The sequence below is a fragment of the Variovorax paradoxus genome, assembly GCF_030815855.1.
Lineage (GTDB): Bacteria > Pseudomonadota > Gammaproteobacteria > Burkholderiales > Burkholderiaceae_C > Variovorax > Variovorax paradoxus_M.
This window is the reverse complement of record NZ_JAUSXG010000001.1, coordinates 3687352-3700896: the sequence shown is the minus strand read 5'-3', so window position 1 is coordinate 3700896 and position 13545 is coordinate 3687352. Positions and strand designations below refer to the sequence as shown.

The window sequence follows — 13545 nt, the reverse complement described above, 5'->3', positions numbered from 1 at the left end:
CATCACACAAGTTCGGCGGCCTGCAGCTCTTTCTTGAGGTACGCGTAAAAGAGCGGTGCCGCCACCAGGCCGGCCGGCCCGAACACCGCCTCGGCCACGAACATGACGGCCAGCAGTTCCCACACCCGCATCTGCGTGCGGCTGCCGACCACCTTGGCGTTGATCACGTACTCGGCCTTGTGAATGACGATGAGAAATATCAGGCATGCCAGCGCCGTGACCGGCGACACGGAGAGCGCCACCAGCGTGATGACCGAGTTGCAGACCAGGTTGCCCACGATCGGCACCAGGCCCGCCACGAAGGTCAGCGTGATCAGTGCCGGCGTGTAGGGCAGGTGAGGGCCCCAGAGCGGCATCAGGAACAGCAGGAAGATGGCGGTCAGCAGCGTGTTGAACGCCGCGATCCAGAACTGCGCGGCAACGATCTGACCGAAGGCCTCGCCGAAGATCGTGATGCGCCGGTACAGCTGCGCGGCCAGCGGCCGGTGCCGCAACGGCGGCGGCGCAATGGCGGCGAGCCCGCCCACGATGAGCCCGACATAGGCAAACAGCAGGCCGCCCAGCCATGCCCGCCCGGCCAGCGCCAGCGAGCCGGCCTGCGCCCGGAGGTAATTGGCTACCACGCGCTGCACTTCGGCCGCGCCTTCGGGCAGGTAGACCGCGATTTCCGGCGGGAGCTTGAGCCGCAGTTCGAGGACGGTGCGGGCCGTGTAGTCGAGCAGTTCTCGGTACTGGTCGGGCGCGTCGAGGATGTACTCGCGCGCTTGCGACAACCCCAACGAAATGAGGGCGATGGGCGCCAGCAGGACCAGCGTGATCGACACGATCCGGGCCAGCACGCCGGCACGGCCGGGCGGTAGCCTCAGCCGCGCGAGGCCGTTCCCGATCAAGCGTGCGAACCAGCGCGTGGCCAGAAAGCCGATGCACACGCACAGCAGCCCTGGCAGCAGGTGCTGCCACATCACCAGCAGCAGGGCGGCCGGCATCAGCAGATAGCTGGCCAGCACCACGTTGCGCGAGGCGGGTTGGGGCTTGGTGTCGATGGTGGCGACGAGCGGTTTGGCCATCAGTGTCCGGGTGCTGCGCTTGCGAGCCTCGGAGGGGACGGTCAGCCGACCACCACGGCGGCGCCGGCGCCGCGCTCGGCGATGGTGCCGATTTCATACACCGATTCGCCGGCCGTGCGCAGCGTGGCGGCGCAGGCGGCCGCTTCGGCCGCGTCGATCACCACCACCATGCCGATGCCGTTGTTGAAGGTGCGGTTCATCTCGATGTCGTCGATGCCGGCCACCTTCTGCAGCCAGGCGAAGAGCTCGGTCTGCGGCCAGCTGCCCTTCTTGAGGTGGGCGGCGGTGCCTTCGGGCAGCACGCGGGGAATGTTCTCGAGCAGGCCGCCGCCCGTGATGTGGGCCAGCGCCTTGATCGGGTGCTTGGCCAGCGCCTCGAGCACCGGCTTCACGTAGAGGTGGGTGGGCTCCATCACGGCTTCGCGGAACGGCTTGCCGTCGAGCGTGGCGGGCAGATCGGCGCCGGCGCGTTCGATCACCTTGCGCACCAGGCTGAAACCATTGGAATGCACGCCGGCCGAGGCCAGGCCCAGCACCACGTCGCCGGGCTTCACGTTCTGACCCGTGAGGATTTTCGATTTTTCGACCGCGCCGACCGCAAAACCCGCCAGATCGTACTCGCCGGCCGGGTACATGCCGGGCATTTCGGCGGTTTCGCCGCCTATAAGCGCGCAGCCGGAGATTTCGCAGCCGCGGGCGATGCCGCCGATCACGGCCGCGGCCGTGTCCACGTCGAGCTTGCCGCAGGCGAAGTAGTCGAGAAAGAACAGGGGCTCGGCGCCCTGCACCAGCACGTCGTTGACGCTCATGGCCACGAGGTCGATGCCGACCGTGTCGTGCATGTTCCATTCGAAAGCCAGCTTGAGCTTGGTGCCCACCCCGTCGGTGCCGCTCACCAGCACCGGCTCCTTGTAGCGCTTGGGCACCTCGAACAGGGCGCCGAAGCCGCCGATGCCGGCCAGCACGCCTTCGCGCAGGGTCTTCTTGGCCAAGGGCTTGATGCGGTCGACCAATGCGTCGCCGGCATCGATATCGACACCGGCATCCTTGTAGCTGAGCGGGGTGGGCGTAGGGGAAGTCATGGTCGGACGGTGTCGGGAAAGGGACGGGAAGGAGGCGAAGAGGTGGAGGCGCCGGCGACCGAAGCGGCCGGGCCGATAGAATTCCTCACGATTTTAAGGGCCCCAGCGGCCCCTTCCATGAACCTTCCCGGGATGAAACAGCTCGCGCTCGATATCGGCATTGCGACGGGCCCCAGCTTCGACGCTTTTTTTGCCGGCCCCAACGAGGCGGCGCTGCGGCACCTGCAACTGTGGGTGGGCGGCGCCGGCAATGCGGTGCCTCACTCTCCCGTGCCCACCTATCTGTGGGGCGAAAGCGGCAGCGGCAAGACCCATCTGCTCGAATCGGTGCGTGTCGCGCTGCGCGAGCAGGGCGCAAGCGTGGGCTGGCTGCACGCGGGCCTTTTGGAGCCGCCGGAGTTCGATGAGCGCTGGGGCGCCGTGCTGCTCGACGACGTGCATCTTTACACCGCGGTGCAGCAGCACGCGGCCTTCAACTGGTTCGTCAACGCGCAGACCCTGCAGCGCGGCGTGGTGGCCGCCGGCGCCTTGCCGCCGGCCGACCTGCCGCTGCGCGAGGACCTTCGCACCCGGCTGGGCTGGGGGCACGTGTTCCATCTGCAGGTGCTCAGCGAAACCGAACGCCGCGCGGTGTTGCGGCAGGCGGCCGATACGCGCGGGGTGATGCTGTCGGACGACGTCCTCGACTACATGCTGCACCGCTTCAGCCGCGACCTGGGCAGCCTCATGGAGTTGCTCACGCAGCTCGATGGCTACGCCCTGCAGACACAGCGCGCGATCACGATCCCGCTGATCCGATCCATGCTCGAAAATGAATAAGAAGAGCTTCAACTAAACAATGATCAAGAAATTCATCGACAAGCTGCTCGGCAAATCGGCCGGCGGCGCACAGGGCAAGAGCCGTTTCGGCAAGCGCCAGGAGGTGCCTGCAGAGGTTCACAAGATCGATCCGGCCCTGGTCGACGAACGTGCGAAGAACGTCGTCACCACGCTCCAGCAGGCGGGCTACGAGGCTTATGTGGTGGGCGGCGCGGTGCGCGACCTGCTGCTGGGCCTGCGTCCCAAGGACTTCGACGTGGCCACCAACGCCACGCCGGAACAGGTCAAGTCGCTGTTCCGGCGCGCCTTCATCATCGGCCGGCGCTTTCGCATCGTGCACGTGGTGTACGGCCGCGGCCGCGAGCACGAGGTGATCGAGGTCTCGACCTTCCGCGCCTCCATGGACAGCGCCGCCGCCGAGCAGGTCGCCGGCAACGAGCGCACCAGCAAGGGCGAGCTCGCGAGCATGAAGCACGCCGTGGACGCCAGCGGCCGCGTGCTGCGCGACAACGTCTGGGGTCCGCAGGAAGAAGACGCGGCGCGCCGCGACTTCACCGTGAATGCCATGTACTACGACCCGGCCAACCAGATCGTGGTCGACTATCACAACGGCATCAAGGACGCGCAGAAGCTCACGCTGCGCATGATCGGCGATCCGGCCACGCGCTACCGCGAAGACCCGGTGCGCATCATTCGCGCGATCCGCTTCTCGGCCAAGCTCGCGGCGTTGGGCTTCAAGATGGAAGCCAAGACCGCCGCACCGCTGGTCGAGTCGAGCAAGCTGCTGGCCGATGTGCCGCAGAGCCGCCTGTTCGACGAAATGCTCAAGCTGCTGCAAACCGGCCATGCCATTGCCACGGTCGAGCAGCTGCGCAAGCTGGGTCTGGTCACCGGCATCTATCCGCTGCTCGACGTGGTGGTCGAGCGCGCCGATTCGCCGTTCGTGAAGGCGGCCCTGCAGGACACCGACCGCCGCGTCGGCGAAGGCAAGCCCGTGGCGCCCAGCTTCCTCCTGGCCTGCGTGCTGTGGGCCGATGTGCGCGACGGCTGGGCCCAGCGCATCGAAGGCCGGCACGGCCAGCGTCCGCAGCCGCCGTTCCCGGCGCTGCAAGACGCGATCGACGATGTGTTCAACGCCCGCATCGGCGACGTGTCGGGCCGCGGCAAGCTCGCCGGTGACATGCGCGAGATCTGGATGATGCAGCCGCGCTTCGACAAGCGCACCGGCTCCACGCCCTACAGCCTGGTCGAGCAGGCGCGGTTCCGTGCCGCCTTCGACTTCATGCGGCTGCGCGCCGACGTGGGCGAGGTCAGCGAGGCCATTGCCGAATGGTGGCAAGAGTTCAGCACCGCCGACGACCTGCGCCGGCAGGACCTGCTGGAGCAGGTGCGCGACGAACAAAAGACCCGGCAGCGCGTGCGCACGCGCGATCCGGTGGCGCCGAAGCCCCGCGGCGAGCCCGCCGGACGCCAGCAGCGCCAGGACGGCCAGCAGGAGCCGCAGCAGCAGGACGACGAGGTCGACGCGGAATCCGAGGCCGTTCCGGCCGACGGCGATGCCGCGGCGCCGCGCAAGCGCCGGCGTCGCCGGAAGCCTCGCACCGGTGGTGGAGGTGGTGGCACGGGTGAGGGCGGCGGGAGCGCCGCAGGCGAATGAGCGCACCCAACCATCGGCCGAAGGACGGCAAGAGCGGCAAGAGTGGTGGCAAGAGCCAGCCGGCGCCGCGCGGCAGTGCCTCCAAGCCGAAGAGCGGCTCGACCTCGGCGCGGCGCGCGCCCAGCCGGCCCTCGGGCAAGGCAGTGCCCGCCAGCCCCGCTGCTCGCCGCCCCCGTGAGGACTATCCGACCGTGCAGGCTTTTGTCGCCATCGGCGCCAACCTGGGTGACGCCCAGGCGGCCGTGAAAGCGGCGATGGAGGCGATCGACGGCATCGAGCGGACCCAGGTCACGGCGCGGTCGTCGCTCTACCGCAGTGCGCCGGTCGATGCGACCGGGCCCGACTTCATCAACGCCGTGGTGGCGGTGCGCACCGGCTTGACCGCCGAGGCGTTTCTTTCCGAGCTGCACTTGCTCGAAGACCAGGCAGGGCGCGAGAGGTCGTTTCCCAATGCGCCGCGCACGCTCGACCTCGACCTGCTGATGCATGGCAACTCGGTCAAGGACACGCCGGCGCTGACCCTGCCGCATCCGCGGATGCGCGAACGCGCCTTCGTGCTGAAGCCGCTGGCCGAGATAGCGCCGGACAAGGTGCCGCGCGTGGCGCTGTCTCGCGTTTCGTCGCAGGTCATCGAGCGAATTCGGGACTGAGCGGGCAGGGACGGAACCCTGCCGGCCCGGCCGGCTTTGCTTCGCCCATTACACTTGCGCGGTTTTTCATGACGTTGTCACGCATTTGTGGCAGCCGCGAACCCAGGAGAGCGCCATGTTCGGCAAGCTGCTGCCCCGCGAGGGTAATTTTTTCGAGATGTTCAACCAGCACGCCGAGCGCATCGTCGAAGCGGCGCGGGCGTTCGAGCAACTCGTGGCCAACTACAACGACGTGCATCTGCGCGAGCAGTACAACCGCGATGTCGACAACGCCGAGCGCGCGGCCGACCGTGTCACGCACGACGTCAACCGGCTGATTCACAAGACCTTCATCACGCCCATCGACCGCGAGCAGATCCACAAGCTCATCAACACGATGGACGACGTGGCCGACCTGATCCAGGATTCGGCCGAGACCATGGCGCTGTACGACGTGCGCCACATGACCGACGAGATCGTGCGCCTTACCGCGCTCAGCGTGAAGTGCTGCGACCGCCTCAAGGACGCCGTCAAGTTCCTCGGCAAGATCGCCGATCCGGCCGTGGCCGAAGCCACGCTCAAGACCTGCGAGGAAATCGACCGCCTCGAGTCCGACGCCGACCGTGTGATGCGCAGTGCCATGAGCAAGCTGTTCCGCGAGGAGCCCGATGTGCGCGAGGTGATCAAGCTCAAGGCAATCTACGAATTGCTCGAGACGATCACCGACAAATGCGAGGACGTGGCCAATGTGATCGAGGGCATCGTCCTCGAGAACTCCTGAACGGGTAGCGATCGATGGCAACGGTTCAGGTCGCCCTCTGGGTGGTAATGGTGCTGGTCGCGCTGGCGATCCTGTTCGACTTCATGAACGGCTTCCACGATGCGGCGAACTCGATCGCCACCGTGGTGTCGACCGGCGTGCTCAAGCCGGGGCACGCCGTGCTGTTTGCCGCCTTCTTCAACCTGATCGCGATCTTCATCTTTCACCTGAGCGTGGCGGCCACGGTCGGCAAGGGCATCGCCCAGCCCGGGGTGGTCGATGTGCACGTGGTTTTCGGCGCGCTCATCGGCGCTATCAGCTGGAACCTGGTGACCTGGTACTACGGTATTCCGAGCAGCTCGTCGCATGCGCTGATCGGCGGCATCGTCGGGGCCGTGATCGCGAAGAGCGGTACCACGGGCCTGGTGGCGGGGGGCATCTGGAAGACCGTGGCCTTCATCTTCGTTTCGCCGTTCCTCGGATTCGTGCTGGGCTCGATGATGATGGTGCTGGTGGCCTGGGGTTTCCGACGCGCCACCCCGTCGCGGGTCGACCGCTGGTTCAGGCGACTGCAGCTGGTTTCGGCCGGGGCCTACAGCCTGGGCCACGGCGGCAACGACGCGCAGAAGACCATCGGCATCATCTGGATGCTGCTGATTGCCACCGGCTACGCCTCCGCCACCGATGCAAGCCCGCCCACCTGGACCATCGTGAGCTGCTATACCGCGATTGCCCTCGGCACCATGTTCGGTGGCTGGCGCATCGTCAAGACCATGGGGCAGAAGATCACCAAGCTGAAGCCGGTGGGCGGCTTCTGCGCCGAAACCGGCGGCGCGCTGACGCTGTTCCTTGCGACCGCGCTGGGCATTCCGGTGTCGACCACCCACACCATCACCGGCGCGATCGTCGGCGTGGGCTCCGCACAGCGCGCCAGCGCCGTGCGCTGGGGCGTGGCGGGCACCATTGTCTGGGCCTGGATCTTCACGATTCCCGCGTCGGCCTTCGTGGCCGCCATCGCCTACTGGGTCAGCCTGCAGATTTTCTGAGACCGATCAGAAGCCCCGCCATCGGGTCTGCTGCTTCGTTCAGTTGCGGCTCGGCGGTCAGGCTGGCCCTGAGCCGTCATCGATCGACAGGCTCATCAGCCCGATTCCCAGCGCTCTCGCATCGGTGTTCAGTCCCAGCTCTTGCGGACTGGCGGGCATCAGTGGAACGAATTCGAGCACCATGACCCGGAGATTGGCGCACAGCGCGGCCGGTATGTCCACCGCGTAGTCGGCGTGCGACCTGCCCTCGTGAACATGGAGCACGGTCTGCCCGTTGACCTTGATCTCGAAGGCGCTCACGGCCCGCGCGGGCGGGTGCAGCAGCGCAATCGCCTCCAGGTGCAGCACCACCCGCCTCTCCATCGGCGCGGCCAGCGGCAGCACGATCTGGGCCGGCGTCGAGCCGGTCCAGCAGCCCCAGGGTTCGGGGTCCAATAGACCGACATGGATGTACCGAAGCGTTGCCGCGGTCGTGCCGAAACGGATCACTTCGCCCATGGCGTAGGGATGCAGGGCTGGCGGAAGGTCTTTCTGCGGATCGCTCAGCTGCTGCTTCAAGCCATTGATTGCGTTGGTCAGCGCCGGGTCGTTCGCTGGACGCGAGCGGGCGAATTGTTCCAGCAGGGGCGTCATGCTTCGCCGTACGATGGCGGCCCGTTGCTGTGGCGTCTGCACGTTGCTCCAGCAGCGCGCGATCTCGTCGACTCGCTCGCGGGTATCGAGTGCACGCCGGGTGTCCGACGACAGATGCAGCACCTCGGGCCACTTGTGCGAGACGTACCGGCACCACGGCTGGTAGAGAAACTGAAGCCAGAAGTGCAGATCGCTTGCCATGTGCGATGGCGCCGGCATCCAGCCGTCGGACAGCTTGCGATAGGCGTCCAGCCTGTGGCCGCCGGTGCACAGCCCGAACCCGGCCTCCCTGCGTTCCATCTTGCGGATTGCAAGCGGGTCGGCCGCGGCGTCGAACACCGCTGTGAGCACCGAGCCGTCCGGCGCCACTTCGATCTGCATGGTGTGCGCCAGGTCGTGGTGCTCGAGCAGTCCGGCCATGGTTTCCAGGTGTTCGGGCATCCACAGATCTTCGTCGCTCTGGTAGCACACGAACCGCCCGCTGGCCTGCTGCAGTGCCTCATGGCGGGCCCGCTCGCCATTGCGCTGTCCCTTGGGATTGTCGAAGAAGCGGATCCGGTCGTCGTGGGCGATCAGCTCGGCCACCACCTCGCGGGTGCGGTCGCCAACGCCGTCGCCGACGATGAACAGTTCGAAATCCTGACGGGTTTGCCATTGCACGCTCGCGACCGAGTAGCGCAGCGTGTCCTCGTGGTTGTGGGTGGGAATCAGCACCGTGAAATCGGGCATTCAGTCATTTCCCCCGAGGCCGGCCAGCGCCCGGATCCGCGCGATGGTTTCCACGATGCGCAGGCCTTCCTGCGCGCTGCTTTTCGGCGCCGGTCCGGTGCCCGCGACATGCGCCACGAAGCTGGCCAACTCGTCCAGCAGCGGCATGGTCGCCGCGAAGGGGCGCCGCTCCCATTCGGGCGCCGGTTGTCCGGCCATGCGTTCGCCCGTTCGCAACACGGCCACGTGCTCGTCATAGGCGTCGCCGAGCACTGCCACCCCGTCGCGGCAGCGCAGTTCGATCACCCGGCGGTGCCGGGGCGAGCGCACCCCGATCTCGCAGTGCATCCAGACCGGGCCGTCCAGCCAGGCACTCAGCGTGGTGAGGCCTTGTGCATCGGATTCCGCCTTGGCCAGCTTCGGTGTCGGCAGCTCGCCCAAAATTTCCAGGGCGATGCTCAGGTCGTGCGGCATCAGGATCCAGACCGGATCCACGTCATCGTGCGGACAGCCCCATTGCACCCGCGTGGCGTGTATGCCCTGCACGGGGCCCAGTTCCTGGCTTCTCGCGATGTCGCGCAGAAGGTGTACGCCCGGGTGGTAGCGCCACTTGTCCATCACGAACACTCGGCCGCCGGCGGCCTCCACGATGCGCCGCGCACTGGCAACATCCGCCGTCAGGGGTTTTTCACAAAAAACCGGGCGGCCTCGCGCCGCCAGCTCGAGCACCACCTCGCCATGCGAGACGGTCGGCACGGCCACCACATAGGCGTCGCACTCGGGCAATTCGCGGATATGGCCCAGTGCGCGTTCCGCGCCAGCAGCCAGTGCCGCGCGTTGGCCTTCTTGGCTGGGCACCGTGACGGCCACCTTGCAGTTCAGTGCGCGCAGGTCGCGCAGGATCAGGCGGCCCCATCGGCCGCAGCCCGCGAGTCCGATGCGAATCATTGGGTCGCTCCCGCAGTGGCCATGTGCTGCAACAACGTCGCCAGGTTGCCGGCGTCGCGGTCGCGGCTCGACAGCAGGGGCGAGGCGCAGCTCGCGGGCCACGGAATTTTCAGCTCGGGGTCGTTCCAAAGGCAGCCCAACTCATCGGTCTCCGGAGCCCAGTCGTGGGACATGCCATAGACCGCGAGACAGGGTGCGTCGAAGTAGAAGCCGTGCGCCACCCCGGGCGGAATCACCACCATCGTCGGCTCTTCGCCGCGCAGCGCAATCAACGAGCTCCGCCCGAACTCCGGCGAAGCTTCGCGCAGGTCGCACAGGCCCAGGTGCATCGTGCCCTCCAAGACGACGAGATTGTCGAAGTGGGTCAGGTGCACATGCACGCCGCGCAAGACGTTGCGGGCCGAGCGCAGAAGGTTCCACTGGACAGGGGCCGGCTGCTCCGGGGTGCTCCACGATTGACGAAACAATTCCGTGACGGAGCCTCGTTCGTCTCCGTGAGGGCGAAGTGGCAGGCGGCTGATCTGGATCATTGTGAAGATTTTGTTGCTCAGGCGTGCAAGCACCCGGGCGGATCATCCCTAAGGCGAGGGATCTTCACAAGCTGCTTTGAACCTCTTTTGCAAGAGAGGGGGCGGACCCTTTCAGGAAGAAGGGACGTCGCAGCTGCCCGATGGCCGGTACGAAGTGCGCGCAGCCCGGCGCGACCGCTACTGCGAAATCTTCCGGCCTTCTTCGACCTGGTGTTCGAAATAGCGCTGGAAGCTGAACACGATGCTGGCCATCAGCACCGTGGTGCCGAAGAGAAGCGCCAGCACCACGGCCCCGATCGTGGCCCAGTTCGTGCGGCCCGGCGCGGCGTCCGGCAGCGCGCCGGCGTTGAAGCGGGCGTTCCACTTTTCCGGCGTCATGAGGCCGTAGATGATGGCCATCAGCGCGCATCCCGCGATGGTGAAGCCCAGCAGCGGAATCAGCACCCAGCTCCAGCCGTCGTCCAGCCCGTACATGCGCGCGCGCTCGATGCCGTAGAGGCCGAGCGCCGTCGGAATGGGCAGCAGCCAGCCGAGCCAGTCGCCCATGCCGCGCAGATAGAAGCGGTGCAGGCCCAGCGGGCCGCCCAGGAAGGAGAGCCAGGCGGCAATGGTCTTGTTTTTCATTCGGGTTTTGTGGTGCTGCCTTCGCCCAGCACTTTTTCCATCAGGACCACGTCGCGCCATTCGCCGAACTTCCAGCCGCAGTCCTTCAGCACACCCACCTGCGTGAAGCCCTGGCTGCGATGGACGCCGATCGAACCGGCATTGGCCGAATCGCCGATGACGGCGATCAGCTTGCGGATGCCAGCCGCTTCGGCGGCCTGCGAGAGAGCGGCCAGCAACCGCGCGCCCAGGCCCTTGCCGCGCGCGGCTTCCGACATGTAGATCGAGTCTTCCGCCGAAAAGCGGTAGGCCGGACGCGGCTTGAACCAGTTGCAGTAGGCAAAACCCAACACTTCGCCATCTTCCTCGGCGACGAGGTAGGGCAGGTTCTTGCCGAGCACGTCGGCGCGGCGCGCGACCATGTCGGCCACAGAGGGCGGCTCGGTTTCGAAAGTGCCGGTGCCGTAGCGCACGTGGTGGGCATATATGGCCGTGATCGACGCGACGTCTTCGTCGCGGCTGGGGCGAATGGTGAGGGTCATGCAGATGGAAAGCGGGCGGCGCTGAGGCCGGAATTCGGAGAAAACGCGGGTCGGGCTATAATCGCAGGCTTTTCAGCGTGTCGCTGGCCGGGTGGCCATGTCGCGTGTCTCGACGCTGAAAGAACACTGTGAGCGGGCTTCTTGTTTAGAAAACGGGCTTGCTGCACCACCCAAGGATAAATCATGGTCGTCATTCGACTTTCCCGCGGCGGCTCCAAAGGCCGTCCGTTCTTCAACATCGTCGTGTCGGACAAGCGCGTTCGCCGCGATGGCCGTTTCATCGAGCGCCTGGGTTTCTACAACCCGACCGCCAAGGAAAACGAAGAAAGCATCCGTATCGCCCAGGACCGCCTGGCGTACTGGAAGAGCGTCGGCGCACAAGCTTCGCCCACCGTTCTGCGCCTGATCAAGCAAGCTGCAGCCGCAGCCCCCCAGGCGGCAGCCTGACCATGGCCCCCACGCTCGGCACTGACGTGTTCTCGCTGCCCCTCGAGGGGGCCGCAGCCGCCTTGGGGCGGCCCGTCGGCGGCTGAGCCGCCCCGCACGGCAATGTTGCCCGCACTCGAAACCGCCGAATTGCCGGCGGATGCGATCGAGGTAGGACGCATCGCCGATGCATGGGGCATCAAGGGCTGGTTCAAGGTCCTGCCCCACAGCGCCCAGCCCGAGGCGCTTTTTTCTTCCAAGCGTTGGTTTCTGCAGGCTCCCGGAGCCTCGGCAACCGCAGCTTTCCGGCTCGCAATCCGCGAAGCCAAAGAACATTCCGACTGCATCGTCGCCTCCTCCGAAGAGGTGCCTGACCGCAATGCGGCCGAGGCGCTTCGCGGCGCGCGCGTGTTCGTGCCGCGCTCGAGCTTCCCGACCGCCGGCGACGACGAGTACTACTGGGTCGACCTGATCGGCCTTTCGGTGGTCAATCGTGAAGGCGTGACGCTCGGCACGGTGCGCGAGCTGCTCGCCACGGGTCCGCAGACCACGCTGGTGCTCACGGCCGAGGAAGACGGCAAGACCGTCGAACGCATGGTTCCCTTCGTCTCGGTCTTCGTCGACAAGGTCGATCTGGCCGGCCGTCTCATCACGGTCGACTGGCAACCAGACTTCTGATCCTGGGCCCGCGCGCATGCGCTTCGACGTCCTCACGCTCTTTCCCGAACTGTTCGCGCCCTTCATGGCCAGCGGCGTGACGCGCCGCGCCTACGAGTCGAAGCAGGTCGAGGTCGTGCTCTGGAATCCACGCGATTTCGCACAGGGAAACTACAAGCGCGTGGACGACCGGCCGTTCGGCGGCGGCCCGGGCATGGTGATGATGGCCGAGCCGCTCTCGGCCTGTCTCGATGCAGCGCTGGCCGCGCGCGGCTCGCCGGCGCCCGTCGTGTTGTTTTCACCCATTGGCGAGGCGCTGCGGCATGAAGCGGTCGAGCGCTGGTCTGCCAGCGAAGGCGCGGTGCTGGTCTGCGGCCGCTACGAAGGCATCGACCAGCGCTTCATCGACACGCGCGTGACCCATCAGATCAGCCTCGGCGACTTCATTCTCTCCGGCGGCGAGATTGCGGCCATGGCGTTGCTCGATGCCGTGGCCCGGCTGCAGCCCGGCGTGCTGGGCGACGAAGCCAGCCACGTGCAGGACAGCTTCAACCCCGCGCTCGACGGCTTGCTCGACTGCCCGCATTACACGCGGCCTGAGCAATGGAACGGGCAGGGCGTGCCGGCGCCGCTGCTCTCGGGACACCATGTGCAGATCGAGCGTTGGCGGCGCGACCAGCGGCTGGCCATTACCGCGGCCCGCCGGCCCGACCTGATTGCCGCTGCGCGCGCTGCCGGGCGGCTGAACCAGGCCGATGAGACGGCGCTGAAAAAAAAGCTATAATCCGCGGTTCCCCGATCCTCTGCCCGGCCGCGCCTGGCTTTCATTGTTCACTTACGGTGAGCAAGGCAATGAAACCAAAGGCGCCTTTTGTGTAGCGCGAGCACGATCGAATATCAGGAAATCATGAACCTCATCGAAACCCTCGAGCAGGAAGAAATCGCCCGCCTCGGCAAGAAGATCCCCGATTTCATGCCCGGTGACACGGTCATCGTCAGCGTGAGCGTCGTCGAAGGCACCCGCAAGCGCGTGCAGGCCTACGAAGGCGTCGTGATCGCCAAGCGCAATCGCGGCCTCAACAGCGGCTTCACGGTGCGCAAGATCTCCAGCGGCGAAGGCGTGGAGCGTACGTTCCAGACCTACAGCCCGCTGATCGCCGGCATCGAAGTCAAGCGCCGCGGCGATGTGCGCCGCGCCAAGCTGTACTACCTGCGCGAACGCAGCGGCCGCTCGGCACGTATCAAGGAAAAGCTGCCAAGCAAGTCGACGGCTGCTGCCAAGTAAGCTGTCTTCCTGCCGTGCAAAAAGCCGCCGCTCTGGCGGCTTTTTGCGTTGGTGCGCCGTGCATGGTTCTTGCAGACTCGCTCCCAAAAGACAGCGCCGCTTTTTTACGCTCTACTCCTTCACTGAAACTCTCTCGCTTGACCGATTCCACCG

Annotated in this window: 16 protein-coding genes; 9 read left to right on the top strand and 7 right to left on the bottom strand. The window is 66.4% G+C overall.

Annotated features, from left to right (window positions below):
- Positions 1–2: 2 nt before the first annotated feature.
- Complete coding sequence (locus QFZ42_RS17755) at positions 3–1067, bottom strand: AI-2E family transporter (protein ID WP_307702218.1); 1065 nt, start codon at positions 1065–1067, stop codon at positions 3–5.
- A gap of 41 nt (positions 1068–1108) precedes the next feature.
- Entirely contained in the window at positions 1109–2149 is a 1041-nt protein-coding gene (gene purM, locus QFZ42_RS17750) for a phosphoribosylformylglycinamidine cyclo-ligase (RefSeq protein ID WP_307702217.1), read from the bottom strand.
- Between the two features lie 132 nt (positions 2150–2281).
- Between purM and hda the strand changes: the two genes are divergently transcribed.
- From hda to QFZ42_RS17725, 5 genes are all read left to right on the top strand, one after another.
- The gene (gene hda, locus QFZ42_RS17745; protein WP_307702216.1) at positions 2282–2968 is read left to right on the top strand and encodes a DnaA regulatory inactivator Hda; all 687 of its coding nucleotides are present in this window, start codon (positions 2282–2284) and stop codon (positions 2966–2968) included.
- 19 nt (positions 2969–2987) lie between these two features.
- Positions 2988–4625: a polynucleotide adenylyltransferase PcnB gene (gene pcnB, locus QFZ42_RS17740; protein WP_307702215.1), complete on the top strand. Its 1638-nt coding sequence runs from the start codon at positions 2988–2990 to the stop codon at positions 4623–4625.
- The gene (gene folK, locus QFZ42_RS17735) at positions 4622–5275 is read left to right on the top strand and encodes a 2-amino-4-hydroxy-6-hydroxymethyldihydropteridine diphosphokinase (RefSeq protein WP_307702214.1); all 654 of its coding nucleotides are present in this window, start codon (positions 4622–4624) and stop codon (positions 5273–5275) included. Before pcnB ends, folK begins: the two co-directional genes overlap by 4 nt.
- A 115-nt stretch (positions 5276–5390) precedes the next feature.
- Complete coding sequence (locus QFZ42_RS17730) at positions 5391–6035, top strand: DUF47 domain-containing protein (protein ID WP_021006205.1); 645 nt, start codon at positions 5391–5393, stop codon at positions 6033–6035.
- 14 nt (positions 6036–6049) lie between these two features.
- On the top strand, positions 6050–7060 hold the full coding sequence (locus QFZ42_RS17725; RefSeq protein ID WP_307702213.1) for an inorganic phosphate transporter: 1011 nt from the start codon (positions 6050–6052) through the stop codon (positions 7058–7060).
- A gap of 57 nt (positions 7061–7117) precedes the next feature.
- Here QFZ42_RS17725 and QFZ42_RS17720 read toward each other — a convergent pair whose 3' ends face one another.
- The 5 genes from QFZ42_RS17720 to QFZ42_RS17700 all read right to left on the bottom strand — a co-directional run bounded on the left by QFZ42_RS17720 (position 7118) and on the right by QFZ42_RS17700 (position 11024).
- Complete coding sequence (locus tag QFZ42_RS17720) at positions 7118–8422, bottom strand: glycosyltransferase family 2 protein (protein WP_307702212.1); 1305 nt, start codon at positions 8420–8422, stop codon at positions 7118–7120.
- Positions 8423–9349, bottom strand: a complete 927-nt coding sequence (locus QFZ42_RS17715) for a Gfo/Idh/MocA family protein (protein ID WP_307702211.1) — start codon at positions 9347–9349, stop codon at positions 8423–8425.
- Positions 9346–9879, bottom strand: a complete 534-nt coding sequence (locus QFZ42_RS17710; RefSeq protein WP_307702210.1) for a dTDP-4-dehydrorhamnose 3,5-epimerase family protein — start codon at positions 9877–9879, stop codon at positions 9346–9348. The genes QFZ42_RS17715 and QFZ42_RS17710 overlap by 4 nt, the downstream gene beginning before the upstream one ends.
- A gap of 177 nt (positions 9880–10056) precedes the next feature.
- Positions 10057–10503, bottom strand: a complete 447-nt coding sequence (locus tag QFZ42_RS17705; RefSeq protein ID WP_307702209.1) for an NINE protein — start codon at positions 10501–10503, stop codon at positions 10057–10059.
- The gene (locus tag QFZ42_RS17700) at positions 10500–11024 is read right to left on the bottom strand and encodes a GNAT family N-acetyltransferase (protein WP_307702208.1); all 525 of its coding nucleotides are present in this window, start codon (positions 11022–11024) and stop codon (positions 10500–10502) included. The genes QFZ42_RS17705 and QFZ42_RS17700 overlap by 4 nt, the downstream gene beginning before the upstream one ends.
- A 183-nt stretch (positions 11025–11207) precedes the next feature.
- On the opposite strand from QFZ42_RS17700, the gene rpsP reads away from it, so the two are divergent.
- The 4 genes from rpsP to rplS all read left to right on the top strand — a co-directional run bounded on the left by rpsP (position 11208) and on the right by rplS (position 13392).
- A complete protein-coding gene (gene rpsP / locus QFZ42_RS17695) occupies positions 11208–11471 on the top strand; it encodes a 30S ribosomal protein S16 (RefSeq protein WP_307702207.1) in 264 nt (87 codons plus the stop codon).
- Positions 11472–11573: 102 nt separating this feature from the next.
- Positions 11574–12128, top strand: a complete 555-nt coding sequence (rimM, locus tag QFZ42_RS17690; protein ID WP_307702206.1) for a ribosome maturation factor RimM — start codon at positions 11574–11576, stop codon at positions 12126–12128.
- Positions 12129–12144: 16 nt separating this feature from the next.
- Complete coding sequence (trmD, locus tag QFZ42_RS17685) at positions 12145–12891, top strand: tRNA (guanosine(37)-N1)-methyltransferase TrmD (RefSeq protein WP_307702205.1); 747 nt, start codon at positions 12145–12147, stop codon at positions 12889–12891.
- A gap of 123 nt (positions 12892–13014) precedes the next feature.
- The gene (gene rplS, locus QFZ42_RS17680; protein ID WP_124463410.1) at positions 13015–13392 is read left to right on the top strand and encodes a 50S ribosomal protein L19; all 378 of its coding nucleotides are present in this window, start codon (positions 13015–13017) and stop codon (positions 13390–13392) included.
- Positions 13393–13545 lie beyond the last annotated feature (153 nt).